This is a genomic window from Achromobacter sp. T5-5 (assembly GCF_055397965.1).
Genome location: NZ_AP027919.1, coordinates 258,483 through 283,488 on the forward strand (window position 1 = coordinate 258,483; position 25,006 = coordinate 283,488).

A 25,006-nucleotide genomic window follows, 5' to 3' on the forward strand; every position below is an offset into this window, starting at 1 on the left:
GTCCTCACATCCAGCGGTGCAGCAGGGAGATCAGCCGGCCCTGGGGCGCCGGCGTGCCCGCCGAGGGCGTGACCTCGATGCTGCCCGTCATGCCGGCGGCCAGCACGACATCATGCGGGACATGCTCGAACTCCACGCGCACGGGAATGCGCTGCGCCAGCCGGACCCAACTGAAGCTGGGTTCCACGCTTGGCAGGCCCTGCGCATCGGCCTGCTGGTTGCTGTCGGTGATGCCCCGCCCGATGCTGGCCACTCGCCCCGGCAGGATCTGGTCGAATCCCATCAGGCGGATCCGCGCCGCGGCGCCGGGCTGGATGCCGCGCAGTTTGGTTTCCTCGAAATACCCGGTGATCCAAAAACTGTGGGCATCGATCAGGGCGAGGTTGGGCTGGCCCGCCACGGCGTAGTCGCCCTTGTTCAACCGCAGGCGCGTGACGTAGCCATCGGTCGGCGCACGAAGTTCGGTACGCGCCAGATCCAGCTTCGCCCTGTCCACGGCGACCCGCGCGCCGCGCAGTTCGGCCCGCGCGATGGCCTCGGCCTGAGTCGCCCGCTGGATGTCCTCGGCGGGCACCAGGCTTTCCATGCCGCGGCGCCGCCGCGCCTCCTCAGTCTTCTGACGCAAGGAGACCTCGGCCGCCGCCAACTGCGCCTCGGCCTGGTCCAATGCCAGCGCAAAGCTGGCGTTGTCGATGCGATAGAGCACGTCGCCCTGTTTGACGTATTGATCGTCCGCCACCGATACCTCCGCGACGGTGCCTGACACCTCGGGCGCGATGCGCACGATCTGCGCGCTGACCCGTCCGTCGCGGGTCCAGGGTGCGATGACATAGGCGCGCCACAACGCGCTGACCAGAAACCCGGCGGCGATGACCACCGCGAGGGTGAGTCCTGCCCGCAGCAGGCGCTTGGCGGAGAATGAACGTTCAGACATAAAGCACCAACAGGGAAACAAGGCAAAGAGAAATGGCGAACTCGAACAGGCCCGGATGCCATACCCAGCGCAGCACGCCGCTGCGCACCAGCACGAAGCGAAGGCCCAGATAGATCGGCAGGGTCACGCAGGCGTAGACAAAGAATGGCGGCAGGTAGATGCCGGCCAATGAGAGCTCACTGAGCATGGGCATGGCCTCCAAAGGGGTGCGGAACGTCGTTCGCATGGCGTTCCAGCAGCGTGGCGATGTCGAGCAGCACGATCGTCACGCGCCGCACGTCATCCGTCGCGGCGCTGGACCGCGCCGGCAAGCGCGCCAATGACGCCGCCGCGCGGCGGGCATGGCGTGCGGCCCGCGCGGGGTCACCGGCCCGCTGGCCCATAAAGCGCAACGGGCGCGCCACCACGCGCGGCCACGCGACGTCCTGGGGCGCCTGGCGCAGCCAGCGTCGCAAGCGCAGGACTTCCCGGCCCAGATGCAGGCTGGTCAGCGCCTGCGCGATGGCGCGATCCATCACGTGCGGCTGCGTCCTGAGCAAGGCGCCCAGTTGCGCGATGCGGTGTTGCTGGCGCCATTGCCAGGCCGGCGCATCGGCCGGCTCGCCGCGCAAGGTGCCCAGCGCCTCGTCGCGGATGCGCTGGCGCAAGCGCGTAACGTCACGCGCCCCGTTGCGCGGCAGCACGATCCTGAAGCCCAGCAGCGTGAAACACGTCGCCAGGATCCAGGCCACGGCGCCATTGAGGAACAGGGCAAAGTCGTAGCGCATGGGGTTGTCCGCCGCCGCCAGTGACGTGAACGCCACCAGATAGGCCACGCCGGCCAGCGCATGACGCGGCAGCGTGGTGGCATACACACCGGGCAGCCAGAACAGGCTCAAGGTCACCAGCAGCAGCGGCAGGCCCGAGATGTGCGGCAGCACGATGAAGGTGCACACGAAGGCCATCGCAACGGCGGCCGCCGTGCCCTTGATGAATTCGACGGCACCCATCGTGGGATTGGGCGCCGTGGACAGCAGCGCGCATGCGGCCGCCAGCCCCGCCAGCATCATGTTGCCTTCCGTCCAGCCGGTGGCGATCCAGAAGGCGCCGCCCATCACCACGGTCAACAGGGCGCGCACGCCATTCTGCAGGGCCGCCATCGTGTCGCGGTGGAACGGCACGGACACGCGTTCCGCCGTCGGCCTGGGTTGGTGGAAACGTTCGATGCCTTCGAGCGCTTGCAGGTAATCGTCAAGCTGCTCGATCAAGCGATCGCCTGCGATCATCAGCGCGGCCTGCTCGGAGGCGTCGTCCAGCGAGGTTGCGGTGAGCGCGGCCACCAGCCGGGCGCGCAGGTCGGTCAGAAGCCGGATGGCGCGCGCCCTTCCGGCCGGGCCGGGTTCCTGCTCAAGCGTCTGCCCGACTTCCCGCCATGCCTGTTCCCAGTCCGGCTGCAACGCGCGCAGCGCAGCCACGCCGGCGCTGTGTTCGCGCAAGGGCGGCGTGCCGCCTACCAGGGCGGAAAACAGCGACACCATCGTGTGCCGTACCGTGCCGGCACGATGGGCCAGGTCGGCGGACTCGGCCTTGCCCAGCGCCAGCAGATCGTCCACGCCATACACCTCGGCGATGAGCGAGCGCCTTCCGGCATCCAGGGGCTTGGCGCCCGGTTCGGCGCTGCCTTGAATGGCCTGGTGATGCGTCGCCAGCACGCCTGCCGTGGCTGTCGCCAAGCGGTCGAGCAGCGAGGCCAGGCGGCTGTGCACGCTGCGGCTGCTGAACAGGGCCGATACCAACGCCAGGCAGACCACGCCGAGCAGTACGGACGCGCCGCGGCCCATCACTTGGTCGAAGGTGCGTTCCGGATGCTGCATGGCGCCGTAGGCAGCCAGGCCCACGGTATAGCCCGCCAGCGCGGCGCCATACGCCCGGAAATGACGCAGCAGGGTCATGCCCACCACGCACACCCCCAGCCACGCGCCAAAGCCAAGCAAGAACAGCCAGGGCATCTGGCCAAAGGCGCTCATCAGCACGCAGGCCGCCAGCATGCCGACCAGCGTGCCCAGCACCCGCCACACCCCCTTGCCGATCACGCCGCCCTGAACAGGGTTGATGACGAGCAGCACGCTGGAAGCCGCCGCGTAGGGCGCGTGCAGGTCCAGCAGATAGGCCACCGCCAAGGCCAGGCAAGCGGCCAGGATCGAACGCATCACATAGGTCGCGCGGGGCGTCGTCAGATCGAGATAAGGAAGTCCACGCGCCAACCCTTCCCAAAACCGGGAAGGCCGTGGAGAGACGCCTGGATGCGCGTCAGGCACGTTCGCGGAATGCACGATGCAGCCCTTCTGCAGTGATCAACAGGCATCACTGTAGGCAGGCGCAATCATTCCGGAAAGTGCATTTATTGAACTCGGATGATTGCGTGCTACGCACGCATTGGCGTGCGCGCGCCGTTACGGCTTGGCGCGCTTGGCCGCCTGCGCCTGGCTCTCGCTGCAGAGCGTATGGATGGTCTGCCGCAGCCATTGATGGGCCGGGTCTCCCTCCATGCGCGGGTGCCAGGCCTGTGTCAGCAGCACCGTTTCCAGCGGTGTGGGCAGGTCGAACACGCGAATACGCAGGCCCGCGGACAGCGCGGTGCTGGCCAGATGCCGGGGCAAGGGCAACAGCAGATCCGAATCCTGCAATGCGAACAACGCGGTGTACGGATTGGGTAGCACCAGGGCGACGTGCCGGCGCAGCCCCTGCGCCTCCAGCGCGGCATCGACGGGCCCGGCGGCCTTGCCGCGCCGCGACACATTGATGTGCTCCCAGCGCGTGAGGCGTTCGGGCGTGATTTCTTCGGCGAAGATCGGATGGTTGGCGCGCGCGACCCCCACGAACGTCGTGGTGAACAGCGACTGCACGCGAATCTCCGGCCCCAGCTTGCGCGAGGCGCTGATGAACAGGTCGATGCGGCCACTGCGCAGCGCCTCTTCGTCGACGTCGTCTTCCTCAGGCGAAAAGCGCAGCATCGCCCGCGGCATCTCCCGCGCCATCGCATCCAGGAGATGGCCCAGATGGATGCTCACGAATTCATCGGTGGCGCGGACGTTGAAGCGCCGATCCAGCGATTTCAGGTCGATCTGGGCATCGGAAGCGAACACCTGCGAGGCCTGTTCCACCGCCACCCGCACCTGTTCGCGCAGTGCCAACGCCTTGGGCGTAGGCATGAGCTTGCGGCCGACCTGGACGAACACCGGATCGCCCAATGCCTCCCGGATGCGGCTCAAGGTGCGGCTCATCGCCGGCGCGCTCAGGTGCATGCGGCGCGCAGCGCCGATGACGCTGCCTTCGTCGAGCAGCGCATCCAGCGCCAGCAGGAGATTGAGATCGGGACGGGGCATGGGTGCGCGCTCTGTGGGTTTACCTTGGCGCAATCATAAGTTCTTTCAAATAGCGAATGAAGCACCCCAGCAGCACAATGGCGGCATGCTGAACAATTCAATTGGGCAGAGAGCGTGGCTGCCTAAGTCATGAACGGTGATGGCGTCCCTGAACGCCTGCTGCCTACGCCCCGGCTGTTACGTTGCGGACGCATGGCGGCAGGGCTGGCAGGCGAAGTCAGGGCGCTTGAACTTCCCGTCCAAAGTGCGCGCGCAGGAGCTCCGGATAATCCGGCGTGACGGCGGCGGCGACACTGGATCGGCCAAGGACGGCATGGCGCCAAGCGTCGACGCGTGGATACCTGGCCAATAATGATGCCCAGCTCGCCGGCCGCAAGACATCAAAGTAGCGGAACACGGGGGCCATGACCACATCCACCATGCCAAAGCGGTCACCGTTGAAGTACGGACCGTGCTCCAGAACCTGTTCAAACTGTGCCAATTTTTTGTCCAGGGAGACGGCCCACGAGCCGGCGGCCGGCGCGTCCTTTGCATTCAAGTACGCCCACGTATCTCCGAGCGTTGCGGTGCTCAGCTCGATCCATGCGCGATGCATGGCCCGCAGTATCGGGTCATCCGGATAAAGGCTGGGACCAGGTTGCGTCTCGAGCAGGTACTCGCAGATCGCCATGCTTTCGAACAGGACGCCTGTCGTTCCATCGGGGCGGCGCACCTGAAGGACCGGCACCTTGCCACTGGGGGATAGGGCAAGGAACCAGGCGGGCTTGTCACGCAGATTCACGTTGATGCGTTCAAACGGCACCTGCTTTTCCAGCAGCACGATGGCGGCACGCTGAACAAATGGGCAGAGAGGGTGACTGATTAATGTGAGCGAATTCATCACGTTTGTCTGGTTTGCGAAGCGGGCGCAGACGTCGCGTCCCGTTCGCAATGGTTGACCTCGAAAAGGGGCCGCGTCAGAGGCGGGTTCAGCGGTTCAGCAAACGCCCGCCGTCCAGAACGATCTCCGACCCGACGGTCCACTGCGACTCATCGGAAGCGAGATAAAGGACGGCCTTGGCGACTTCCTCGGCGGTGCCGAAGCGGCCGAGCGGAATGGTCGCGGCGATTTCTTTGTTGACCTGCTCGCGGTATGCAGCGGGAATGCCGAGCTTGTCGTAGAGCGGCGTCTCCACCGGCCCGGGGCTCACCGCGTTAACTCGGATGCCGCGTGCCAACAGCTCGGTGGAGAGCGTTTTGGACATGTTCAGGAACGCGGCTTTTGTGGCGGCGTACACGGACGAGCGGTCGGCCCCCGCATGGGCGCTGACCGACGTCGTGAGGACGACCGATGCCGGGTTCGCAAACACGGGCAGCAAGGCCTGCATCAAGAAATACGGGCCCTTGACGTTGACGTCGAAGGAACGATCGAACATCTCTTCCGTCCATTCCTCGATCGGCAACCACACGGAAACGCCCGCATTGAGAAAGGCCACGTCGAGTTGGCCATAGCGATCCTTGACGGCCTGGGCCAGTTCCTTCTGGGCGGCGACGCTGGCCGAGTCCGCGCGCAGCACCGGCACCTCCGACCCGAGTTCGGCCTGCGCTCTGGCGATCGAATCGGGGTTGACGCCGGTGACGATGACGCGAGCGCCTTCGGCCAGGAACTGCTTGGCCGTTTCCAGGCCGATACCACTGGTGCCGCCCGTGATGAGCGTACGTTTACCTTGCAAGCGCGACATATCTTTCTCCTTGAATATTGACCGCAATCGGTCCACCAGAAGAAATGTATGTTCATGCGTAAATTTCGATAAGATGGCTATTTTGAATACGTTTCATGCAATATAAGCATGAATCTCAGGATGGACGTATGGATCGGTTTCTCTTGATGACCTGCTTTGCGCGCGCGGTGGAGACGGGGAGCTTCTCTGCTGCCGGTCGCGATCTCGGCCTGGGCCAACCCAATGTGAGCCGATATGTGGCAGCGTTGGAAGATCATCTGCAGACGCGGCTGCTTCACCGCTCCACACGCAAGCTGTCTCTTACCCCGGAAGGAGAACGCTATTACGCCGACATTCGGCGAATTCTGGATGCGGTGGACGAATCCGAATCCTCGTTCCGGAGTGGCACCGAGCCTTCAGGGCTTTTACGCGTCGCTTGCCCGACCGCGCTCGGTCATGCTTTCGTCATGCCCCACGTGCCGGCATTCCTTCAGCGGTATCCGGGGCTGACGTTGGATCTCCAGCTCAACGATCGTTATGTGGACCTGGTGGATGAAGGGAGCGAACTGGCCATCCGAATCGGACACCTGCAAGACAGTTCGTTGCGCGCCCGGCCCATAGGCTCGTACGAACGGGTCTTCGTGGCCAGCGAGGACTATCTGGCCAGGCGCGGCGTTCCGCAAACGCCAGACGACCTGCGGGATCACGACTGCGTGATCTACACGCTGCTGTCGTCCGGTGCGACGTGGCGCTTGCGCGACGTCGACATTCCGGTATCCGGCAGGATAAAAGTGAATTCTCCGTCCGCGGCCAGCGCGGCGGCCGTTGGAGGGCTGGGGATTGCGCATGGTCCGGCCTGGCTGTTCGAGGGGGGGCTAAAGAGCGGCCGCCTGCGACGCATTCTTACCGCGCACGTTCCACCGTCTGTTCCTGTACAGATCGTCTATGTGGCGAGCAGGTTGCTACCGACTCGCGCGATCGTGTTCATGGATTTCATTGCGGAAGTATTTTCCCGGATTCCCGCATTGAACGACACGGCTTCAACATCGACGTCCTGAGGCATGCACCCGCCGTGCCCTCTAAAGGCGACGCGCCTGCGCTCAGGCGTTAATTTCGGCCTGATGCAGGCGGCCCTTCGGCGCTGCGCATCCTCGCGCAGCGCCAGCGAGACGATCCTGGCGAGGTACGGCGATGGCGGCTTAACCAAGATCCATCGGCGGGTAACGTCGAGGCTCGCGACCTTCTAGAACATCGCGCCCGCGCGCCGTGTCAGCGTAGATGCGCCCATAGACGATTTGGCCGTCTTTGACGCGAAACAAAAAGCAATGCTCATTGTTCATCGAGAAGCCGGTTTTCGTCTTGGCGCGCGCTTCGACAGGAACGATGATGTAGTCTTCAGCCACCAAGACTGCGTGTGCATCGTAGTTGAAGTATTCATACTTGCTATACACATTCGCCCAAAACTGGAGGAACTGTTTCTTGCCTTTGTAGCTTCCGCCGTATGGCAAGGAATCAGAAAATTCAAAGACAACGTCTTCGGCTAGTGCCGCGACCAGTTCCGAACGGTCGTTCTTTTCAAATCCAGTGAATGCCTTGCGGCACGCCTGTGCCAGTTCTTCTTGACGCAATTTAGTCTCCTCAATGGTTATTAGCTACGTGCGGCTTTAAATGAGCATATGCTCATAATTCCGTTAAAAAAATGCGGGTAAACCCCGCATTTGGTACGCCGTCCTGCCACATCTAAAAATTTCCAGGGCGTCACCCCAGGGCTTCGGTGTGCTCTGCCCAGGGATCGAAGCCGCTGCTCAACACCCCGCGCAGATCGGCTCGCAGAGCGGCAGCGCGTTCTTTTCCATAGGCCGACTCAAATTGCGCCTGCACTTCAGACCAGAGGGGGTAAGCACGTTTAAATTTGGCAACCCCGGCTCTGGTCAACTTTGAGACTTTCGAACGGCGGTCTTCGCCAGGTTCAACAGAGATCAAACCTTCTCGTTCCAGCGGCTTGAGATTCGTCGCGAGCGTCGTTCGGTCCATCGCTAGGGCAGCCGCCAGGTCGCCTATCGACATCTCTCCTGCCTTCGATAGCTGGTACAAAATCGAGAACTGGGTGATGCGCAAATTGGCGGGTGCAAGGGCCTGGTCGTACGCGGCCGTCATGTACCTTGACGCCCGGCGTAGAGCCGTAAAGTTGCAGAGTCCGTCGATATTGGGGATTGAGCTGTTGGCTAGGGACATGTGAATGCGATCGCCTGGTCTAAGCCAGGAATATACGCTGAACTGCGCCTATTCTCAATTGCCCCTGGCCGGTAGTTCCAGAAACGCACGCAATCGACTTGCGACGATCGCCGGCTGCTCTACCTGTGGCCAATGTCCGCTGCCCTCAACGAAGGAAAGTTCTGCCCCTTCAAAACGCGATAAGTGGATGGAATTGACCATGTCCGGTGGAATAACCGGATCCTGCATCGCACCGATGAGGAGGGTACGGCCGTGAAAGAGGGCAGGTCGACGCCCCGCCGCCGTGCCGGTCGTGAAGGCATCGTAATAGCCCTGAACCGCGTCAACTCCCATGATGTCATCGGGCCGGGGGGAGAGCATATGCGCCGGCATATTGAGCGAGAACATCTGGCGAATCTTCTGCTGCGCGCCCAGATCAGCGCCGGCGTTGCGCAGCAGGTTACGCGCATCTTCGGGCAGCGCATTGCCTTCCAACGGAGTTGGAGTGATCAGCACGAGGGCATGCGTGCGTTCCGCCGCCTGCGCGGCAGCGAGCTCTGCGATTTGAGCGCCCATGCTGTGGCCAATGAACACCAGGTTGCGCATCGAGCCAGTCGCTTTCAGCACGTCTTCGGTGGCCTGTTCCAGCGAGTAAGGGCCGGCCGAATTCGACAGGCTCCCCGCACCACGAAGGTCCGGACTGACAAGCCTGATATCCAGGTCCGCCAACTCGCGCTCCAGGGCTCGCCATGTGGCGCCGCAGTCCAAGAATCCATGGATCAGCACCAAGGTCAGGGACGTTTGACCATCTTTGGATACATGCATAGGGGTTTCCTCTTAGTGTGGGCAGTCCATCCTGTTGATGCTTGCAGAGACAGACCTCGTGGCATATTATGCGCATATGCTCATATTCACAAGGCGCATCGTACATGGCTAAGCGACAGGTTGAGTTTGAAGGGGAGTCGGGAGTGACTCTTCGAGGTTGGCTTTTCATTCCGGAGGGATCTGAGGGGCCGCATCCCGCAATTTCGATGTGCCACGGTTTCGCCGCAGTCAAAGAGCATGGGCTTGAGCGATTCGCGGAGGTCTTCTGCGAAGCGGGGTTCGTCGTTCTGGTTCACGATCATCGCAACTTCGGGGAAAGCGACGGCCAGCCGAGAGGCGACATTGATCCTTGGATGCAGATCATGGATTGGCGGCGTGCGATTTCATTTGTCGAGTCTCAGCGTGAAGTGGACAGCGAGCGAATCGGCATCTGGGGTACGAGCTTCAGCGGTGGGCATGCGCTGGTCCTGGCGGCCACCGATCGACGTGTCCGTTGCGTGGTGTCGCAGGTTCCGACCATAAGCGGCTTTGAGCAAAGTCGGCGACGGGTGTCGCCAGATGCTGCGCCAGCATTCCTGGCCATGCTCACTGAAGACATGCGTAGCCAACATCGCGGCGCTGAGCCCCGGTATCAGACGGTCGCAAGCCAAAACGCCGACGAGTTGGCGGCATACCGCTCTCCTGACGCCGTGGCGTTCTATACCCAGGATGTCGGTAAAGCCAACTGGGACAACAGGGTGACGCTGCGCTCCACGTTGGCGGCTCGCATGTACGAACCGGGCGTGTGGGCGCCTCGAGTTTCGCCCACGCCACTACTCATGATTGTCGCCACGGACGACCGCATCACCATGACGGATCTGGAGCTGCTGGCGTATGAGGCTGCTTTGCAGCCGAAGCAACTCGAACTGATCAGCGGGGGGCACTTTCAACCGTACGAGGCCGCCTTCACCTCTGCCAGTTCGGCCGCAACCGACTGGTTCGCCAAGCATCTGCAGCCCCAGCCCCAGCCCCAGCCCCAGCCTCAGCGCGAGTCTCAGCTGATTTCAAACTTTTCAAGGAGCAAATGAATGCCAGTTTTTAACGCACACATTCCCAAAGGTAAGTTTTCCCGCGAGCGGAAGATCGCTATCGGCAACGCATTGAACCAGTCATTGGTCCAGGCATTGGGAATCCCGGAAGGTGATCGCTTCGTGATGATCTCCGAGCATGGCGACGACGAGCTCTTCATACATCCAACGTTTATGGAGATGGAGCGAACCAGCGAAGCAATGATTATTACCGTGCTGTTAGGCGCCCATCGCCCTGCTTCCGATAAGCAGAAGTTGATGGCAACGATCACCGAGTTGCTGCAGAAGGACGCTGGGGTCTCCCCCGATGACGTGTTCCTCGCCTTTATCCCGGTACCGAACGAAAACTTTTCGTTCGGCAGAGGCGTTGCGCAACTTGCGAACTCCGCGCCTAAGTGGTGATCCGAGCAACCTATTAAAAATGATCTTGTCCGCGTCGCCTGCCCCCCTCCCTCGGGGGCTCGGACGCGGGACATGAGGAAAAGTAGCTGAAGCTACTCACAGGAATTGGTGGAGACAAAAAATGCGACCCAAGACTTCTTTCATCCGGGCGCTGGCCTGCATGGCTCTCATGTCAGCGGCGGCTGTCCAGAATCCGCAGACGGCTAGCGCTGCTGAGCCGTTCCCTTCAAAACCGATCACGCTAACGGTCGCCTATCCTGCCGGAGGAGGCGCAGATGTTGCTTCCAGAGCGCTCGCCGGGCCGCTCCAGAAAGCACTGGGACAGAGCGTAGTTGTCGAAAACCGTGCAGGGGTGGCGGGAGCGATCGCCACTCAAGGGTACTTCTTGCAGAAGCATGACGGCTACCGCCTTCTTGCATTGACGGGCAATGACGCTACCACCAATCCCCTCGTAGTCGCTTCGGCGAAATACGATCCGAGCAGCCTGCGGCTCATTCATCCGATGATCTTCTCGGACATGATACTGGTCACAAGCCGAAAGGACGCCCCTGTTGATATCGATGCATTGATTGACGAAATGCGGAACGCCAAGGGCAACGAGTTCTCTTTCGGAAACTGGGGTATAGGCTCTACTCCCCATCTAGCCGCCTCGGATCTGAAACTTCAGACCAAAACGCCGCACCTCGACGTGCAGTACAAGGGGGTGTCTCCGATCATTCAAGACCTACTTGGCGGTCAGGTCGACTACGCATTCCTGCCGTTGATCTCTGCTGTGCTTGATCTTGTCCAATCCGGCCGTCTTAAAGCGGTATCCATGGCGACGAAGACCAGAAACCCCCTTCTACCTGACGTTCCCGCCGCGGGCGAGAGTAAGTACCTTAAGAACTTCGATTATCGGGTCTGGCCTGCCGTCTTTGTGCACCGGGATACGCCGGAAGACGTCGTGAAAACGCTGCACGAAGCGGTCGCCACTGTGATCAATGGCGATGCCTACCAAAAATGGTCAACGTCCACCGGAAATAGGCCGATGACGCCGATGACTCTGCAGGAGGCAGATGAGTTCTATCGGCAAGAGATCGAGCGCGTGCGCCGGATCGCAGAGGCCCTTGACCTGAAAGCTCAATAGAAACCCACACGGTTATGCCACTCTATCTGGAAGGCCTCATGCCGGGCCAGCGATTTTATGGTTCATCGCGGATAGTATCGAGGAAGAACGAATTAAAGCGTTCGCCGCTGAATTCGATCCCCAACCCTTTCACCTCGACAACGCGGCTGCTGAAGCTTCAATTTTTCTCGGTTTAGCCGCGAGCGGCTGGCATACCGCTTCGGTGACAATGCGACTGCTGGTAGACAGCGACTTCAAACCACATGGTGGCATAGTCGGTGCAGGGGTTGATGAGCTACGCTGGCCGCGCCCCTTGCGGCCGGGCGATGATCTGGTCGTTGAGAGCGAAGTGCTAGACATGCGATCGTCAAAGACCAGGCCGCACCAAGGCCTGGTCAAGCTTCGGATCATCACGCTCAATCAACACGGCGAAGCCGTCCAGATATCGGTGGCAAATGTCGTGGTTCCGCGCCTTGAAAGTGGGTAATGCGCGCTGCGGAAGCGCAGCCGCTTAGCTGTTCCAGGAAGGGTCCAGGATCGACCGCGTGCGCCGCATTCCTACCCAACCAGTTCGCGGTCGAGTTGTACTTCGGCGCGCTTCACGGCGTCGAGCGGGACGTAGCCGATTCGGAGCCTCGCACGTCGGCTAGTACTAACCTCACCGATGCCAGGAATGCTTGCGCCGCCGCTTGCTCGACCCGATCTCGCGCGTGAAGTGAATAGATCTCCATATTCACTGCCGGTTCGAAAGGGAGCGCCACCACCCCGACAGGCGCTAACGCTCGATAGACAACCGGACTCATGAGTGTCACTCCAAGCCCGCGCGCGACCATCAGGCATATCGTGACGGCCTGAGTTGTCTCGGTGTCGACGTGGCGATGGTCCGGCCTGAAGACTTCGTCGATGAACTGACGTGCCGGCTCGCTCACCGGTATGGAGATGAATGACTCTCCTGCGAGGTCCGCGGGCCGGATCTTGCGTTTACGCGCCAGGCGATGGCCTTGCGGAAGCAGGCACACTGCAGGGCTTCGGTGCAGCAGGCGCCCCTCCACTGAATGGGGGTCCGGAAAGTACGTGGCAAGCGCAAAGTCGCAAAGGCCTGCAGCTGTCCACTTCGTCAGCGTGCCAGCGTCAGCGGTCTGAACGCTGACGAATATCGAAGGATGCGACTTCCTGAAGAGACGCAATGCATCAGGGATCAGTCCGATGGTCATTGCGGGATTCGCGGCGACACGAAGGCCGCCAGCGCCGGAGGTCCTGATCGTCTCGGCCGCTTCCCTGATTTCATTCACACCCACGAAACAGCGTTCGACCTCGCGCAGAAGCGCTTCCGCCTCTGGGGTGGGAACCAGGCGCAGGCCGACGCGCTTGAACAAATGCAGTCCCGTCTCCCTCTGCAGCCGTGCGATTGCACGACTGACGTTTGGTTGTGACGTATGCAATTGCGTAGCGGCCATCGTCATCGATTTCGTCTGCATGACGACACGGAAGAACTGAAGTTCGCGAAGGTCCATGCCTGAATTGTATCGACTATCCGAAAAATCGAATTTGACCGCATGAGTGGACGTGCACATCATTGCCATGAGCTTCGGCATTTTGTTAACCCGAACTGAATGGATCTCTATGGGAATCAACTACCAGATTCGCGACGGCATCGCTCATTTCGTGATCGATAACGGCACGATGAATGTCATCACGCCGCAGATCCATAAGGAATTCTTTCATCGCCTGAAAGAGTTTGAGATAGACCCAGAGGCTCGCGTTGGATTGATCTACGGTGCGGGTGGTCGCTCATTCTCGGCCGGAGACGACATTAAGAATCGCTACACCCCGGCTAGGACCAGGCAACAAGAGCTAGAGGCCGTGCTGTTCCTCCACCAAAAAGAAGGGGATAGCCCCGCTCGCCCTGGCTGGGAAGAAGACGTTTATCGCCACCGTCGCTTCAAGCCTATCGTGGCGGCCGTCAGCGGATACTGCTTGGGAGCTGGGTTTGCCTACATGCTTCTTCACAGTGACATCCGTGTTGCCGATGCCAGCGCCAAGTTCGGTTTGCCTGAGGTGAATTTTGGTGCCGCAGGCATGAGCGCGACCTTGCGGCTTGCCCGCCAGATTCCGCCCGCGTTGGCTGCCTACATCGCGTTGACTGGGGAGTTCATCGGTGCTGAGCAGGCACATCGCATGTCTCTGGTCAATGAGGTTGTGGAGCCGGCGGCGCTTCTTGATAGGGCCGAGGCGGTCGCGCGCCTGATCATGCGAAACCCCCCTACCGCGGTTCGGGTGGAGATGGAAGCTTTAGCCATCGGCGAGGAGATGTCTCGCCACGACGCTGTTCACTACGGACAGAACCTCTATCGGCTCCATCGACTGAGCTATGAAGGTCCCGGGTCCAAAGAAGGATTTTTCACTCGCAGGGGAGGCAGCGATGAGCATCGGATCTAAGGAAACACCGGCAGAGATTCAAGCGCGGATCGAAGCCGAACCGCTGCCCGACAACCTTGGAGCCCTGCTCGATTTCGCTGTCGAGCGTTACGCCAAAAGGCCTGCCTGGATAGATGTGGACCCCGAAGGGGCCGCGTTGACATACCAGCAACTGAACGAATTGGTTGCACGCTCTGCCAATGCGTTCGCCGCACTGGGCGTTCGCAAAGGGACGCACGTTGGTGTAATGCTCCCAAACGTACCGGAGTCTCTGGCTGCCTGGCTCGCACTAGCCCGTTTGGGTGCGTGTCTTATACCGATCAACCCGGGGTTCACCCCCGCCGAATTGCGCTATGGGCTGACGGATGGCGACGCAGAGTGGCTACTGCTGGACGGCGAATGTGTGGCGACTTTCGACGAGATGCATGAGTCTGGTCCGGTCATCGATAGGAGCAGGTTGGTCACGTATGGCGATAGGTCAGTTGATGGACTGTCTCGGTGGTCGGAAATGCTTGCTGCTGTAGCCCCCGTGTTCACGCCGAACGAGCCTGTTGGTCTGGACGACATCGTCAACATCCAGTACACGTCCGGGTCCACCGGTATGCCAAAGGGCTGCCTTTTATCGCATCGGTATTGGTTGCAATGCGGCAAGATGCTCTCTGAGGTTTGGCCTAAATTTGATCGGATCCAGTGCGACCTGCCGTTCTACTACCTGGGCCCGTTTTGGCGGTTCTGCGTAGCAGCGTTCCAAGGTGGGGCGTTGTGTGTACCGCCAAATTATTCCCTTTCGCGCTTTCGCCAACGCGTTAGGGATTACAAGTACGACATGGCCTGGATGACGGACCCCGTGGCCATGCAGCCACCGGACCCGATTGAAAAAGACAATTGCCTGAAGATGATCGCTACGTTCGGGCTCAGCAAGACGCTACATCGTTCAGTAGAGGAGCGGTTCGGTGTGCCGGCCCGCGACACGTTCGGCATGACCGAAGTTGGGTTTACCGCATACGTCCCGCTGGACGCGTCGGACATGGTGGGCAGTGGCTCGTGCGGCATCGTTGCTCCCTTCCGCGAAATGATGGTGGCTACTCCGGAGGGCGAACCGCTGCCTTACGGTCAAACGGGTGAACTCTGCATTCGCGGACACGGCATCTTCAAGGGCTATTACAAAAAGCCGGAGGTCACGGCTGCCGCGTTTCACCAGAATTGGTTCCGCAGCGGCGACCTTGCTTACCAGGATGAGCGCGGATACTTTTATATCGTTGGCCGCATCAAGGACATGGTTCGCCGAAGCGGGGAAAACATCTCCGTCACGGAGGTAGAGTCGGTGCTGTCTACCCTTCCGTCGATCATGGAAGTGGCGGTTCACGGCGTGAAGGATGAAATGAGGGGAGAAGAGGTTAAGGCCTGCGTCATCCTTCGCGAGGGCCAGAGCCCACAGACCATGTCGCCGGAAACGATCATCGCGCACTGCCGGCAACATTTGGCTCGGTTCAAGGTGCCACGCTATGTCCAGTTCTATTCCGCCTTCCCCAAGACCGGATCCAGCAAGATCGCCAAGAAGCGTTTGGTGGACGGCGAGGGCGTAACGGTGTCCGAAACGTTCGACGTGAGCACAGGGAACTGGCTTGCAGGAGCCGCAAAATGAATCCGACCGATTTGCCACTGCACGAGATGGTGAATGGAGTTCTGACGATCACCCTCAACCGCCCCAAGAAGCTCAACGCACTGACGTTCGATGTTTACACCGAGATTGGCAGGCTGGTTCAAGAAGCGGATCGTGACGAAAACTGCAAGGCGGTGGTTCTGCGAGGCGCCGGGAGGGCTTTTTCGGCCGGTTTTGACCTGAAGCTTGAAATGGAAACCGAGTCGCTGGAGCAAAAGCTTACTGCGGTTCATGACGTTGCGAACGCCACGCGATGGGCAATCTGGAACTGCCGCAAGCCGGTGATTGCTGCAATTCACGGCTACTGCCTCGCAGGCGCTTTCGAGTTGGTCTTGCCTACAGATTTCACCATCGCTACAGAAAGCTGCCGTCTTGGGGAACCCGAGATCCTATTCGGTGCAGGACCCGCGTTCTTGATGGTGCCTTGGATGACGAACCACAAACGGGCCAAGGACATACTGCTGACAGGCCGCCAATTCAGCGCTCAGGAAGCCATGGAAATGGGTTTTCTCACGCGAGTGGTTGCTGATGACTCACTGGACTCCGAATTGGGACTGCTTCTGGACACGATCCGCAAGCTTCCACCCACGGCGCTGTGGCTGCTCAAGTCCGGCATCAACCGCACCTATGAAACGATGGGAATGGCTCCTCACCTGAATTCGTGGGCCGAGTCGACCTTGTACCTTTCCCTCGTCAACGGAGAGGTCGGCAAGGAGTTCAAGAATCGCGTCCTCGAGCAAGGGACCAAAGCAGGTATCGCGTGGCGCGACCGCTTCTTCACCCCGAGCAACGGGGCTGGCCCAACCGATCCCGAACCGCCCGCCTGAAAGCGGCATGTGCGCCGCTAGTACAGTTCGCGCATACCAATACAACCCGAGGAGACATCATGCGTTTCGTACCTTCCACGCGTTCTCTGCTGGTCGCCTGTCTTGTCGCCGCCAGCCCTTCGTTCTCCGCAGCGGCGCAAGGGGACCCAAGTCTTCTTGCCTCGATGCGCAAAGCTGGCCAGGTGAAAGTAGCAGTCGGTTCACTCCCGCCCTGGATGTCGGTGTCGCCCTCGGGCGAGCCGGTAGGGTATCTCGTGGAGATCCTTAACTTGGCCCTCAAAGGATTGGATCTGCCACCCATGACGGCAACTCTCACGGCATGGGAGGGAATGATCCCCGGGTTGCAGGCGCGGCAGTTCGATCTGGTCGCTCCCGGGGCCGCGATGAATGAAGCGCGCTGCAAGGTCGTGGCGTTCTCTTCCCCCGTTTGGGTTCAGCAGGATGCGATGTATGTGCTGCCCAACAACCCGAAGAAAATCACCGGCTACGCCACAATCGCAGGCAGCCCGGATATCAAACTTGCAGTGCTCAGTGGCTCTGCGCAGGAAGCCTATGCGCTTAAGCAGGGCATCAAGCCTGAACAGCTTGTGCGGGTGACGGACATGCAGGGAGCCGTGTCCACCGTGCGCGGCGGGCGGGCCAACGCTTTTGCCGCCGGACAATTCAGCGTCGCGAACGCGAGCGAGAGGGGCGTAGAAGTGGTGGTCGACGCGCAGTCGCCAATTAATGCCTACGGCGTCATGTTCAGGAAGGAGGATATTCAAACCCGCGACGCGTTCAACAGACAGCTCGAAGCCTTGCGTGCCAACGGCAAAATGAAGGAGTTGTACGCCGTCAAATATAAGGTGCCGAACTGGGACGTTCTCGCAAAGTTCGCCAAGCCTAGCGACTTGGTGCCCTCCTGCGAGTAAGCGGGTTCCGCCATGGACAAACTTATTGAATACTGGCCAATGGTCGTGTCGGGCCTCTGGACAACCGTATGGGTTGCTGCCTTGACCATTGTCTTGGCTGCGATTGGTGCCCTGCTACTCGGGCCGCTGCGTCTTTCGAGTAGTGAGGCGGTCCGAACCTGCTCGATGTTGTTAGTGGAGCTCGTTCGAGGCCCCTCCGGCCTGGTCTGGCTCTTTTGGGTGTTCTACGCGTTGCCGCTCGTGCCAGGCATGCCGCGCTTCGGTCCGGCAATTTCCGCAGTCATCGTCATGTCTGCTATCGGCGCCGCCTATGCGTCGGAGATCGTGAGATCGGGGATCGAGTCTGTCCATCGCGGGCAAGCAGACGCATGCCACGCACTGGGACTCAACCCGAGGCAAGCCCAGCTGAAAGTGATCATTCCGCAGGCGCTTACCCAGATCGTTCCCGGATTCGGAAGTCTGGCGGCCGATATCGTGAAGTGGACGGCCATCGTCAGCTTCGTGGGCGTGCAGGACATCATGTGGGTGGCGAACACGATCCGTGGCGAGACCTACCAAACAGTGACGATCTACACGCTGCTGGCCGCGATCTACTGGCTTGTCTGCCTGATTACGTCTACCGCCTTTCGCCTGCTGGAGCGCGCTTTGCCGCTCAATCGCGCGATGGCCGCAGTGAACGCCGCACGTGCGCCGTCGTTGGACAACCAAGGAGAACTGCAAGGAGGGGCCAGATCATGAGCTGGGAATGGAAGTTCGTGTGGGACATGATGCCGCAGTTGCTTCTCGGTGTCTGGTACACAATCGTGGTCACAGTGCTTAGCTCCGTAATCACACTTTTCGGTGGGCTGCTGCTGGCAATCCTGGAAAGCGTGAGCACCAGAATCGGCCGAATGTTCGTACGCTTTTGGCTTGAACTCTTTCGCGGTATTCCGGTGTTGGTGCTGCTGTATTTCGGCTTCTATGTGCTACCGGAGCTGGGGATCACATGGTCAGGGTTGGCAATCGGCGTGCTTGTCCTGGGATTCGTGTACTCGGCGTTTTGCTCGGAAGTCTACCGGGGAGCGTTGATCACGATACCTAACGGATTGCGCGATGCCTGCGTGGCCCTCAACTTGAGCCCATACACCACATGGAGCAAGGTTCTCGTGCCGATCATGGTGCGACGCGCGATGCCTGCGCTGGCCAACTATGTGCTGATGCTGTTTCGCAGTTCGTCTTTCCTGTTCGCATTGGGCGTGCCCGTGCTCCTTGGAGAGGCTCAGCAGGTGGCAAGCCAGACTTATCATTTTCTTGAAGCGTACACCGTGGCTGGCGTGTTCTACCTTGCCATCAACATTCCTTTTGTCTACCTTCTGCATCGCCTCAAGGTCAAACATGGCTAGCACCACTCAATTCAGCGGCGTCGAGCGGTTCGATGCGGCTTCTAAGACTTCTCAAGATCTTTCAGGCGCCTGGGGCATCGAGTTCGACAAGGTGTCGAAATCGTTTGGCAGCCATCGTGTGCTGGTCGACCTCGACTTGCAGGTGAAAGCCGGCGAAAAGGTGACGTTGATCGGACCCAGCGGCTCGGGGAAGACGACTGTTCTTCGACTGGCAATGACCTTGGAAAAGCCCTCTGCCGGTGACATTCGCATTCATGGCGAGAGCATCCTATTCGATGCGCTTGGTAAGCCGCTCTCTAGCGCCCAAGAATCGCGGATCCGCAGGCGATGCGGAATGGTCTTCCAGCAGTTCAACCTTTTCCCGCATCTGACGGTCCTGCAGAACTTGGTGTTGGCGCCCACCACGGTGTTGGGTCAAGCGCGCGAACAGGCAGAACAAGCTTCGCTTGAGTATCTGCGAATGGTGGGCTTGGAAAGCAAGGTGAACGCCTATCCGGCACAGTTATCCGGAGGACAGCAGCAGCGTATCGCCATCGCCCGAGCTCTGGTGCTGAAGCCGGAAATTCTCCTGCTCGACGAGATCACATCGGCGCTCGATCCAGAACTGGCCGGGGAGGTTCTGGATGTCGTTCGCCGGGTCGCCAGCGAGACGAACGTCACGCTGTTGATCGTGACGCACGAAATGCGATTTGCACGCGAAGTGTCCGACCGCATCTGCGTGTTCGACCAGGGGCGAATCATCGAGGAAGGTGTACCCGAAAAGATTTTTGTGCACCCGGAGCGCGAACGTACACGGTCGTTCCTTCATAACGTGTTGAATCACTGAAGGACCGCATTCAGTTTCGTCAGCACTCCTCCGTGTGAGGCGGACGCATCCTGTCGTTGATGGCCCTTTTCAAGGGGGGGCCGCCCCTCGCTAGGGCGCGACCCTTCGAGAAGAACCCTCGGGCCCGTGGCTGCAAAATTCCCGAGCTGAGCGGCGAATGTTCTTCGCTTCTTTGTCGCCGCGCGATCTCGGCCTGGGCCAACCCAATGTGAGCCGATACGTGGCAGCGTTGGAAGATCATCTGCAGACGCGGCTGCTTCACCGCTCCACACGCAAGCTGTCTCTTGTCGTCCGGTGCGACGTGGCGCTTGCGCGACGTCGACATTCATTTCATTGCGGAAGTATTTTCCCGGATTCCCGCATTGAACGACACGGCTTCAACATCGACACCCTGAGGCATGCACCCGCCGTGCGCGCTAAAGGTGACGCGCCTGCTCGCCGTGTCAGCGTAGATGCGCCCATAGACGATTTGGCCGTCTTTGACGCGAAACACGAAGCAGTGCTCATTGTTCATCGAGAAGCCGGTTTATAAGCAAAGGCCAAGCCCACACAGGCCTGACCTTCCGCATCCCCATTCTTGCGATCTTTCAGAGCCCAAGTTCCGACAAGCCCGGATGATCGTCGGGCCGGCGGCCCAGCGGCCAATGAAATTTGCGCTCCGATTCCTTGATCGGCATGTCATTGATGCACGCGTAGCGGCGATGCATCAGTCCATCGGGCAGGAATTCCCAGTTCTCGTTGCCATAAGAACGGAACCAGTTGCCCGCGTCGTCGTGCCATTCGTAGGCGTAACGCACGGCGATCCGGTTGCCATCGTGCGCCCAGAGTTCCTTGATAAGCCGGTAGTCCAGTTCCTTCTTCCACTTCCGATCCAGGAAGGCCTGGGCTTCTGCACGGTTGTTGGCGAACTCGGCGCGATTGCGCCACTTGGTATCCAGCGTATAGGCCAGCGCGACTTTCGCGGCGTCGCGCGTGTTCCAACCATCTTCGGCGAGCCGTACCTTCTGGACGGCGGTTTCCTTGGTGAACGGCGGCAGCGGGGGGCGAGTTTCCATGATTGCTCCTGGGCAAAAGAGAGTAGAACGATCTGTCTACCTGCGCAGAGTAATGCAAGTGGAACGACCTGTCTACTTCAAATTGCGGGCAGTGGACCGATCTGTCTACAATGCGCCATGACACGCAACACTCCCCCCGTCGACACGCTCTCGCCCCGTGAACGCATCCTGCATGCGGCCCATGCCTTGTTTTACGGTCAGGGCATCCGCGCCACCGGGGTCGACAAGATCATCGAAGCCGCCGCTGTCACCAAGGTGACGTTCTATCGGCACTATCCCAGCAAGGAAGTGCTGGTGATGGCGTATCTCGAGTTCCGCCACGAACGATGGATGCGGTGGTTTCGAGAGAGTCTTGCGTCCAAGCTGGCCGCTGGCGCGTCGCAGATCGACTCGCTGGCGCTCACGCTGCGCGAATGGTTCGACAGCGAGGAATTCCGCGGGTGCGCGTTCTTGAATGCCGCGGCCGAGTTCGGCTCCACGCATCCCGAGATATTGAAGATCGTGCGCGACCACAAGAACGACGTTGCGCGATGCCTGGACGAGATTTTCGAGAGCACTGGCCATACCTTGGGCGGCCCTCTTACGGTCGCCATTGACGGCGCCATCGTGCACGCGCAAATGGGCGAATCCACCGATCACGCCATCGATGCGATGCGCAGTCTCTCGCGCTGTGTTCTTGAGGCGTGATGGCGGCGCCAGCGGTATGTGCTTCCCGCTATTGATCTTCTTTGTGTCGTCGACACCCATCGTGAAAAGGACCGCTATGCGCGGTCTTTTTTTGTCAGCCGGATTCGCAGTCTTGGGCGAAAGGAGACTTCTTTGCTCCACAAGCCCCAATCATGAGGACTGGGTGCTGGCTCCCGCACGTCTTAACGGAGCCGTTGAGGAAGATTCTCCATGAGCCAGTCGATGAATACGCGCAGCCGATGCGTGACATGGCGGTTGTGCGGGTACACCACATGGAAGGGATAGGGCTGTGGCCGCCACGGTTTCAGGATTTCTACCAGTGCGCCGCTTCGCAGCGCGGCGCCAGCCGCATAGGTGAAGGTCTGGACGATCCCCAGTCCCGCCAGGGCAGCGGCGAGGTGCGCGTTGCTTTCATTCACGCCGACGCGGTGGTCAACCTTGATCTCCACTTTCTCCCCATCGCGTTCGAAGCGGAATGGAAATGCCCGCCCATTCTGCGGCGAAAGGTAGCTCACCAGCTTGTGGCCGTTCTTGAGCTCGTCCGGATAGGCCGGCGTGCCGAACTGTTTAAGGTACCCCGGAGTCGCGCACGTAATGAGGTCCGCGGTACCGATGTGCCGCGCCACCAGCGATGAATCGTCAAGCGGACCACCACGAATCACGCAGTCGACGTTGTCGCTGATCAGATTGACTGGGCGGTCAGACACACCCAGGTCGATCCGGATGTCGGGATAGCGCGTCAGAAAGTGGGGGATGGCGGGAATCAACACGTCGCGTGCGGTAGATCCCCCGACATCGATGCGCAGATGGCCTTTGGGTTTTCCTTGTACGGCATTGAATGAGCCGTCGATGTCCTCCAGGTCGCGCACGATACGCAGCGTCTTCTCGTAGTACTCGCGGCCCTCGGGCGTGACCGTCACGCGCCGAGTCGTTCGCTGCAACAAGCGCACGCCAAGGTGCGCCTCCAGGTCCTGGACCATCTTGCTGAGCGTGGCGTTGGGCATGTCCAGGGAATCCGCCGCCCGCGTGAAACTGCCTGCTTCCACCACGCGTGCAAAGCCGCGAATGGCCGTCAATTGGTCCATGCCTGAAATCCCTCAATTTGCGCCAATTATCCATAAGCATGGATAGTTATTTCAATTTTACAGGGTTTATTCATTATCACGGCGTGCCTACAGTACCTCCATGCCCAGTCAACACGGCGCTTTAAAGGACTTTCCCTACATAGCCGGCTGACTGACAACTTCCTAATCAAGTAAACGGAGCTCATCATGAATCAGCAACTCAACGGCAAGATCGCACTCGTCACGGGCGGCACCACCGGTATCGGTTTGGCGACCGCTCAGGAATTGGCCGCGCAGGGTGCGCGCGTCTTCATCACCGGACGCCGCCAGGCCGAACTTGACGCCGCTGTAGCCAGCATCGGCGGCACGGCGACCGGCATCCGGGCCGACGCTTCGGTGCTGAGCGATCTGGACGCCGTTTACGCCCAAATCGCCAAGACCGCCGGCAAGCTCGACATCCTGTTCGCCAACGCGGGCGGCGGCGATATGATGCCGCTGGGCGCGATCACCGAAGAGCACTTCGACCGCATTTTCGGCACCAACGTGCGTGGCGTTCTGTTCACCGTCCAAAAGGCCTTGCCGCTGCTGGTCGATGGCGCCTCGGTGATCCTGACTGCGTCGACCGTATCGATCCAGGGGACGGAAAACTTCAGCGTGTACAGCGCCAGCAAGGCGGCGGTTCGCAACTTCGCGCGCTCATGGGCACTGGATCTGAAGCCGCGCGGCATCCGCGTGAATGTCGTGAGCCCCGGACCGATCCGCACGCCAGGGCTGGGCGGCCTGGTCCCGGATGACGCGCGCCAGGGGCTCTTCGACTACCTGGCCGCGCAGGTGCCGCTGGGTCGCCTGGGCGAGCCGCAAGAGGTGGGCAAGGCGGTGGCGTTTCTTGCTTCCGATGCCGCGAGCTTCGTCAACGGCATCGAACTGTTTGTCGACGGCGGCATGGCGCAGGTCTGAGCGATTGTCTGGATGCGTTGCGCTTCCGATACCTCGACGTCCGGCATGAAATCCTTGATTCATTGCGTACTGGCGCTGCTTGCGATGTGCAGCGCGCCTGGGACGCACGCACAGGAAACTCCACGAATGAAACACGATACCCACGACGCCGTCGATCTGGCTCAACGCCTGATCGACATGCATTTTTCGATATGGAATGACGCCAATTCCCAATCCCGAGAATTGAAGTTCGAGCAGGTGTACACGGCTGATTTCTTCGTGGCCGATCAGAGTGGCGTCTCTGCGGGTTATGCGGATGTAAACCGCCTGATCGAGCAGGTGCAGGCAGGCCATGCGGGATTTCTGTTTACGCCCGCTCCGGTCACTTGGAATCATGGTGTCGGCCGCGTGGTCTGGAGCTATGGTCCGCGGAGTAACCCGGCTCAGGTGCATGGGGAGGATATCTTCACCATCAGGGACGGAAAGCTTGCAAGCGCCCATGTCTTTCTCGATCGCCCATAAGTGAGATATGCATCATGAAACGACTGGCTTCTTGCCTCATGGCAATTGGCGTTCTGGCAGGTGGCGCTTCGCAGGCGTCTGGCATCCGTGTCGCGGGTGTGGATCATGTGGGCATCAACGTGCCCGATCTGAAGCAAGCGGAAGCCTTCTTCGACAGTGCTTTCGGATGCGAACCCGTGACGCGGATCGGACCATTTCAGTTGGATCCGGCGGCATCGGCCGATGCCGCGGGTTTCGCGCCCCGCGCCGATAGCGTGACGATTGCGATGCTGCGTTGTGCAGAGGGTTCGAACATCGAGTTGTTCGAGTACAGGAATCCGCATGGCAACAAGGATATGCCGCGCGCCGAGGATATCGGTGCCTCGCATATCGCGTTCTACACCGACGATATCGGGGGCGCGGTGTCTTACCTCAAGGCCAACGGCATCACGGTCCTGGGGGAACTCGTCAAGATGACTTCCGGCGATACCGAAGGTGAGACATGGGTGCATTTCCGCTCACCCTGGGGTTCAGACATGGAACTGGTCAGCTACCCGAATGGAAAGGGTTATGAGCGCCGCAGCAGCCTCAGGCTGTGGAATCCCAAGCATCCCGGGCAGTGAGCAGCCACACCAAGCCAGACCAAACGAAAGGAATGATATGAACCTTCCCCATCGACCCGGCGCCTATGGCGCGCAATTCCCCGACCACGGCGCGTCTCCCGCCGACCATGACAAAGACCTCCCGACAGCGTTGGTGGTGGCAGCCTATTACCGCGTGCATCCTCAGGACCGGCAGTCATTTGTCGATGCTGTCATTCCCGACGTATTGGCCGCCAGAAAGATGCCTGGCTGCATTTACTACGCCTTTGCCGCGGATTTGACGGACTCCAATCTGTTTCATCTGGTGGAGGGCTGGGCGGATGAGGATGCTTACGAGCGTCACGAACAAGCTCCTTCGTTCCTTGCTGCGCTGGCGCACGTCGTCAAGCATGTTCGAATCCTGGACCGGCAAGGCGTCCGGTACGAAATCGAGCGGCAGATCATCGACGACCCCAGGAGCAAGGTGGCTACAAGCTAAGGCGCGCAGCGGGGCATGCGGCGCGTGGGAAGCTCCGCGCGATC

At 60.4% G+C, this 25,006-nt stretch carries 28 protein-coding genes and 2 pseudogenes; 18 read left to right on the forward strand and 12 right to left on the reverse strand.

Annotation, left to right across the window (positions count from 1 at the left end; all coding sequences use genetic code 11):
* Nucleotides 1-4: 4 nt before the first annotated feature.
* The 6 genes from ACZ50Q_RS01265 to ACZ50Q_RS01290 form a co-directional block, all read right to left on the reverse strand.
* Nucleotides 5-934, reverse strand: a complete 930-nt coding sequence (locus ACZ50Q_RS01265) for an efflux RND transporter periplasmic adaptor subunit (protein WP_464080276.1) — start codon at nt 932-934, stop codon at nt 5-7.
* Nucleotides 927-1,121, reverse strand: a complete 195-nt coding sequence (locus ACZ50Q_RS01270; protein ID WP_464080277.1) for a DUF1656 domain-containing protein — start codon at nt 1,119-1,121, stop codon at nt 927-929. The genes ACZ50Q_RS01265 and ACZ50Q_RS01270 overlap by 8 nt, the downstream gene beginning before the upstream one ends.
* A complete protein-coding gene (locus tag ACZ50Q_RS01275) occupies nt 1,111-3,123 on the reverse strand; it encodes an FUSC family protein (RefSeq protein WP_464081937.1) in 2,013 nt (670 codons plus the stop codon). Before ACZ50Q_RS01275 ends, ACZ50Q_RS01270 begins: the two co-directional genes overlap by 11 nt.
* A gap of 243 nt (nt 3,124-3,366) precedes the next feature.
* Nucleotides 3,367-4,299 carry a LysR family transcriptional regulator gene (locus tag ACZ50Q_RS01280; protein ID WP_464080278.1) on the reverse strand — a complete coding sequence of 311 codons (933 nt, stop codon included), beginning with the start codon at nt 4,297-4,299 and terminating at the stop codon, nt 3,367-3,369.
* 217 nt (nt 4,300-4,516) lie between these two features.
* Nucleotides 4,517-5,179 (reverse strand): glutathione S-transferase family protein, encoded by a 663-nt coding sequence (locus tag ACZ50Q_RS01285; protein ID WP_464080279.1) that lies wholly within the window; start codon nt 5,177-5,179, stop codon nt 4,517-4,519.
* 88 nt (nt 5,180-5,267) lie between these two features.
* Nucleotides 5,268-6,020 carry an SDR family oxidoreductase gene (locus ACZ50Q_RS01290; RefSeq protein WP_464080280.1) on the reverse strand — a complete coding sequence of 251 codons (753 nt, stop codon included), beginning with the start codon at nt 6,018-6,020 and terminating at the stop codon, nt 5,268-5,270.
* Nucleotides 6,021-6,148: 128 nt separating this feature from the next.
* Between ACZ50Q_RS01290 and ACZ50Q_RS01295 the strand changes: the two genes are divergently transcribed.
* Nucleotides 6,149-7,057, forward strand: a complete 909-nt coding sequence (locus ACZ50Q_RS01295; RefSeq protein WP_464080281.1) for a LysR family transcriptional regulator — start codon at nt 6,149-6,151, stop codon at nt 7,055-7,057.
* 141 nt (nt 7,058-7,198) lie between these two features.
* On the opposite strand, the gene ACZ50Q_RS01300 is transcribed toward ACZ50Q_RS01295, so the two are convergent.
* From ACZ50Q_RS01300 to ACZ50Q_RS01310, 3 genes are all read right to left on the reverse strand, one after another.
* The gene (locus tag ACZ50Q_RS01300) at nt 7,199-7,627 is read right to left on the reverse strand and encodes a nuclear transport factor 2 family protein (RefSeq protein ID WP_464080282.1); all 429 of its coding nucleotides are present in this window, start codon (nt 7,625-7,627) and stop codon (nt 7,199-7,201) included.
* A 130-nt stretch (nt 7,628-7,757) separates the two neighbouring features.
* Complete coding sequence (locus ACZ50Q_RS01305) at nt 7,758-8,234, reverse strand: MarR family winged helix-turn-helix transcriptional regulator (RefSeq protein ID WP_464080283.1); 477 nt, start codon at nt 8,232-8,234, stop codon at nt 7,758-7,760.
* A 54-nt stretch (nt 8,235-8,288) separates the two neighbouring features.
* Nucleotides 8,289-9,038 carry an alpha/beta fold hydrolase gene (locus ACZ50Q_RS01310; protein ID WP_464080284.1) on the reverse strand — a complete coding sequence of 250 codons (750 nt, stop codon included), beginning with the start codon at nt 9,036-9,038 and terminating at the stop codon, nt 8,289-8,291.
* A 104-nt stretch (nt 9,039-9,142) separates the two neighbouring features.
* Here ACZ50Q_RS01310 and ACZ50Q_RS01315 point away from each other — a divergent pair, with 104 nt between their 5' ends.
* The 4 genes and pseudogenes from ACZ50Q_RS01315 to ACZ50Q_RS01330 all read left to right on the forward strand — a co-directional run bounded on the left by ACZ50Q_RS01315 (nt 9,143) and on the right by ACZ50Q_RS01330 (nt 12,099).
* The gene (locus tag ACZ50Q_RS01315; RefSeq protein ID WP_464080285.1) at nt 9,143-10,105 is read left to right on the forward strand and encodes an alpha/beta hydrolase; all 963 of its coding nucleotides are present in this window, start codon (nt 9,143-9,145) and stop codon (nt 10,103-10,105) included.
* Complete coding sequence (locus tag ACZ50Q_RS01320) at nt 10,106-10,507, forward strand: tautomerase family protein (RefSeq protein WP_464080286.1); 402 nt, start codon at nt 10,106-10,108, stop codon at nt 10,505-10,507.
* Nucleotides 10,508-10,628: 121 nt separating this feature from the next.
* Nucleotides 10,629-11,633, forward strand: coding sequence for a Bug family tripartite tricarboxylate transporter substrate binding protein (locus ACZ50Q_RS01325; RefSeq protein WP_464080287.1), 1,005 nt, complete (start codon nt 10,629-10,631; stop codon nt 11,631-11,633).
* 14 nt (nt 11,634-11,647) lie between these two features.
* Nucleotides 11,648-12,099: pseudogene (locus ACZ50Q_RS01330) on the forward strand (MaoC family dehydratase).
* A gap of 112 nt (nt 12,100-12,211) precedes the next feature.
* Here the strand turns inward: ACZ50Q_RS01330 and ACZ50Q_RS01335 are convergent.
* The gene (locus tag ACZ50Q_RS01335; RefSeq protein ID WP_464080288.1) at nt 12,212-13,207 is read right to left on the reverse strand and encodes a LysR substrate-binding domain-containing protein; all 996 of its coding nucleotides are present in this window, start codon (nt 13,205-13,207) and stop codon (nt 12,212-12,214) included.
* Here ACZ50Q_RS01335 and ACZ50Q_RS01340 point away from each other — a divergent pair.
* The 8 genes and pseudogenes from ACZ50Q_RS01340 to ACZ50Q_RS01375 form a co-directional block, all read left to right on the forward strand.
* On the forward strand, nt 13,179-14,051 hold the full coding sequence (locus ACZ50Q_RS01340; protein WP_464080289.1) for an enoyl-CoA hydratase/isomerase family protein: 873 nt from the start codon (nt 13,179-13,181) through the stop codon (nt 14,049-14,051). The genes ACZ50Q_RS01335 and ACZ50Q_RS01340 overlap by 29 nt on opposite strands.
* A complete protein-coding gene (locus tag ACZ50Q_RS01345; protein WP_464080290.1) occupies nt 14,035-15,675 on the forward strand; it encodes a class I adenylate-forming enzyme family protein in 1,641 nt (546 codons plus the stop codon). The genes ACZ50Q_RS01340 and ACZ50Q_RS01345 overlap by 17 nt, the downstream gene beginning before the upstream one ends.
* Nucleotides 15,672-16,520 carry an enoyl-CoA hydratase/isomerase family protein gene (locus tag ACZ50Q_RS01350; RefSeq protein ID WP_464080291.1) on the forward strand — a complete coding sequence of 283 codons (849 nt, stop codon included), beginning with the start codon at nt 15,672-15,674 and terminating at the stop codon, nt 16,518-16,520. The genes ACZ50Q_RS01345 and ACZ50Q_RS01350 overlap by 4 nt, the downstream gene beginning before the upstream one ends.
* 59 nt (nt 16,521-16,579) lie before the next feature.
* Nucleotides 16,580-17,431: a transporter substrate-binding domain-containing protein gene (locus ACZ50Q_RS01355; protein ID WP_464080292.1), complete on the forward strand. Its 852-nt coding sequence runs from the start codon at nt 16,580-16,582 to the stop codon at nt 17,429-17,431.
* 12 nt (nt 17,432-17,443) lie between these two features.
* The gene (locus ACZ50Q_RS01360; protein WP_464080293.1) at nt 17,444-18,169 is read left to right on the forward strand and encodes an amino acid ABC transporter permease; all 726 of its coding nucleotides are present in this window, start codon (nt 17,444-17,446) and stop codon (nt 18,167-18,169) included.
* Nucleotides 18,166-18,813, forward strand: a complete 648-nt coding sequence (locus ACZ50Q_RS01365) for an amino acid ABC transporter permease (RefSeq protein ID WP_464080294.1) — start codon at nt 18,166-18,168, stop codon at nt 18,811-18,813. The genes ACZ50Q_RS01360 and ACZ50Q_RS01365 overlap by 4 nt, the downstream gene beginning before the upstream one ends.
* The gene (locus ACZ50Q_RS01370) at nt 18,806-19,639 is read left to right on the forward strand and encodes an amino acid ABC transporter ATP-binding protein (RefSeq protein ID WP_464080295.1); all 834 of its coding nucleotides are present in this window, start codon (nt 18,806-18,808) and stop codon (nt 19,637-19,639) included. Before ACZ50Q_RS01365 ends, ACZ50Q_RS01370 begins: the two co-directional genes overlap by 8 nt.
* Nucleotides 19,640-19,796: 157 nt before the next feature.
* Nucleotides 19,797-19,925, forward strand: a pseudogene (locus tag ACZ50Q_RS01375) (helix-turn-helix domain-containing protein); the annotation flags it as partial.
* A gap of 301 nt (nt 19,926-20,226) precedes the next feature.
* Here the strand turns inward: ACZ50Q_RS01375 and ACZ50Q_RS01380 are convergent.
* Nucleotides 20,227-20,694, reverse strand: coding sequence for a nuclear transport factor 2 family protein (locus tag ACZ50Q_RS01380; RefSeq protein ID WP_092576776.1), 468 nt, complete (start codon nt 20,692-20,694; stop codon nt 20,227-20,229).
* Between the two features lie 117 nt (nt 20,695-20,811).
* Between ACZ50Q_RS01380 and ACZ50Q_RS01385 the strand changes: the two genes are divergently transcribed.
* The gene (locus ACZ50Q_RS01385; RefSeq protein ID WP_464080296.1) at nt 20,812-21,381 is read left to right on the forward strand and encodes a TetR/AcrR family transcriptional regulator; all 570 of its coding nucleotides are present in this window, start codon (nt 20,812-20,814) and stop codon (nt 21,379-21,381) included.
* A gap of 182 nt (nt 21,382-21,563) precedes the next feature.
* Here the strand turns inward: ACZ50Q_RS01385 and ACZ50Q_RS01390 are convergent, their stop codons facing one another.
* Nucleotides 21,564-22,466, reverse strand: coding sequence for a LysR family transcriptional regulator (locus tag ACZ50Q_RS01390; protein ID WP_464080297.1), 903 nt, complete (start codon nt 22,464-22,466; stop codon nt 21,564-21,566).
* 186 nt (nt 22,467-22,652) lie between these two features.
* Here ACZ50Q_RS01390 and ACZ50Q_RS01395 point away from each other — a divergent pair, with 186 nt between their 5' ends.
* The 4 genes from ACZ50Q_RS01395 (at nt 22,653) to ACZ50Q_RS01410 (ending at nt 24,962) form a co-directional block, all read left to right on the forward strand.
* The gene (locus ACZ50Q_RS01395) at nt 22,653-23,402 is read left to right on the forward strand and encodes an SDR family NAD(P)-dependent oxidoreductase (protein WP_092576770.1); all 750 of its coding nucleotides are present in this window, start codon (nt 22,653-22,655) and stop codon (nt 23,400-23,402) included.
* Nucleotides 23,403-23,528: 126 nt separating this feature from the next.
* Entirely contained in the window at nt 23,529-23,903 is a 375-nt protein-coding gene (locus tag ACZ50Q_RS01400; RefSeq protein ID WP_464080298.1) for a nuclear transport factor 2 family protein, read from the forward strand.
* A 14-nt stretch (nt 23,904-23,917) separates the two neighbouring features.
* The gene (locus tag ACZ50Q_RS01405; protein WP_464080299.1) at nt 23,918-24,505 is read left to right on the forward strand and encodes a VOC family protein; all 588 of its coding nucleotides are present in this window, start codon (nt 23,918-23,920) and stop codon (nt 24,503-24,505) included.
* Between the two features lie 37 nt (nt 24,506-24,542).
* Nucleotides 24,543-24,962 (forward strand): putative quinol monooxygenase, encoded by a 420-nt coding sequence (locus ACZ50Q_RS01410; RefSeq protein WP_092576762.1) that lies wholly within the window; start codon nt 24,543-24,545, stop codon nt 24,960-24,962.
* The last annotated feature ends 44 nt before the right edge of the window (nt 24,963-25,006 follow it).

Excerpts from the sequence above, each read along its gene's own strand:
- ACZ50Q_RS01365 (WP_464080294.1), top strand. The coding sequence starts at position 18,166 with ATGAGCTGGGAATGGAAGTTCGTGTGGGACATGATGCCGCAGTTGCTT.
- ACZ50Q_RS01280 (WP_464080278.1), bottom strand. The coding sequence starts at position 4,299 with ATGCCCCGTCCCGATCTCAATCTCCTGCTGGCGCTGGATGCGCTGCTC.
- ACZ50Q_RS01270 (WP_464080277.1), bottom strand. The coding sequence starts at position 1,121 with ATGCTCAGTGAGCTCTCATTGGCCGGCATCTACCTGCCGCCATTCTTT.
- ACZ50Q_RS01360 (WP_464080293.1), top strand. The coding sequence starts at position 17,444 with ATGGACAAACTTATTGAATACTGGCCAATGGTCGTGTCGGGCCTCTGG.
- ACZ50Q_RS01345 (WP_464080290.1), top strand. The coding sequence starts at position 14,035 with ATGAGCATCGGATCTAAGGAAACACCGGCAGAGATTCAAGCGCGGATC.
- ACZ50Q_RS01405 (WP_464080299.1), top strand. The coding sequence starts at position 23,918 with ATGAAACGACTGGCTTCTTGCCTCATGGCAATTGGCGTTCTGGCAGGT.
- ACZ50Q_RS01325 (WP_464080287.1), top strand. The coding sequence starts at position 10,629 with ATGCGACCCAAGACTTCTTTCATCCGGGCGCTGGCCTGCATGGCTCTC.
- ACZ50Q_RS01265 (WP_464080276.1), bottom strand. The coding sequence starts at position 934 with ATGTCTGAACGTTCATTCTCCGCCAAGCGCCTGCTGCGGGCAGGACTC.
- ACZ50Q_RS01350 (WP_464080291.1), top strand. The coding sequence starts at position 15,672 with ATGAATCCGACCGATTTGCCACTGCACGAGATGGTGAATGGAGTTCTG.
- ACZ50Q_RS01275 (WP_464081937.1), bottom strand. The coding sequence starts at position 3,123 with ATGCGTTCGATCCTGGCCGCTTGCCTGGCCTTGGCGGTGGCCTATCTG.
- ACZ50Q_RS01315 (WP_464080285.1), top strand. The coding sequence starts at position 9,143 with ATGGCTAAGCGACAGGTTGAGTTTGAAGGGGAGTCGGGAGTGACTCTT.
- ACZ50Q_RS01320 (WP_464080286.1), top strand. The coding sequence starts at position 10,106 with ATGCCAGTTTTTAACGCACACATTCCCAAAGGTAAGTTTTCCCGCGAG.
- ACZ50Q_RS01380 (WP_092576776.1), bottom strand. The coding sequence starts at position 20,694 with ATGGAAACTCGCCCCCCGCTGCCGCCGTTCACCAAGGAAACCGCCGTC.
- ACZ50Q_RS01385 (WP_464080296.1), top strand. The coding sequence starts at position 20,812 with ATGACACGCAACACTCCCCCCGTCGACACGCTCTCGCCCCGTGAACGC.
- ACZ50Q_RS01295 (WP_464080281.1), top strand. The coding sequence starts at position 6,149 with ATGGATCGGTTTCTCTTGATGACCTGCTTTGCGCGCGCGGTGGAGACG.
- ACZ50Q_RS01390 (WP_464080297.1), bottom strand. The coding sequence starts at position 22,466 with ATGGACCAATTGACGGCCATTCGCGGCTTTGCACGCGTGGTGGAAGCA.
- ACZ50Q_RS01410 (WP_092576762.1), top strand. The coding sequence starts at position 24,543 with ATGAACCTTCCCCATCGACCCGGCGCCTATGGCGCGCAATTCCCCGAC.
- ACZ50Q_RS01310 (WP_464080284.1), bottom strand. The coding sequence starts at position 9,038 with ATGCATGTATCCAAAGATGGTCAAACGTCCCTGACCTTGGTGCTGATC.
- ACZ50Q_RS01285 (WP_464080279.1), bottom strand. The coding sequence starts at position 5,179 with ATGAATTCGCTCACATTAATCAGTCACCCTCTCTGCCCATTTGTTCAG.
- ACZ50Q_RS01305 (WP_464080283.1), bottom strand. The coding sequence starts at position 8,234 with ATGTCCCTAGCCAACAGCTCAATCCCCAATATCGACGGACTCTGCAAC.
- ACZ50Q_RS01370 (WP_464080295.1), top strand. The coding sequence starts at position 18,806 with ATGGCTAGCACCACTCAATTCAGCGGCGTCGAGCGGTTCGATGCGGCT.
- ACZ50Q_RS01335 (WP_464080288.1), bottom strand. The coding sequence starts at position 13,207 with ATGCCGAAGCTCATGGCAATGATGTGCACGTCCACTCATGCGGTCAAA.
- ACZ50Q_RS01395 (WP_092576770.1), top strand. The coding sequence starts at position 22,653 with ATGAATCAGCAACTCAACGGCAAGATCGCACTCGTCACGGGCGGCACC.
- ACZ50Q_RS01400 (WP_464080298.1), top strand. The coding sequence starts at position 23,529 with ATGAAACACGATACCCACGACGCCGTCGATCTGGCTCAACGCCTGATC.
- ACZ50Q_RS01290 (WP_464080280.1), bottom strand. The coding sequence starts at position 6,020 with ATGTCGCGCTTGCAAGGTAAACGTACGCTCATCACGGGCGGCACCAGT.
- ACZ50Q_RS01355 (WP_464080292.1), top strand. The coding sequence starts at position 16,580 with ATGCGTTTCGTACCTTCCACGCGTTCTCTGCTGGTCGCCTGTCTTGTC.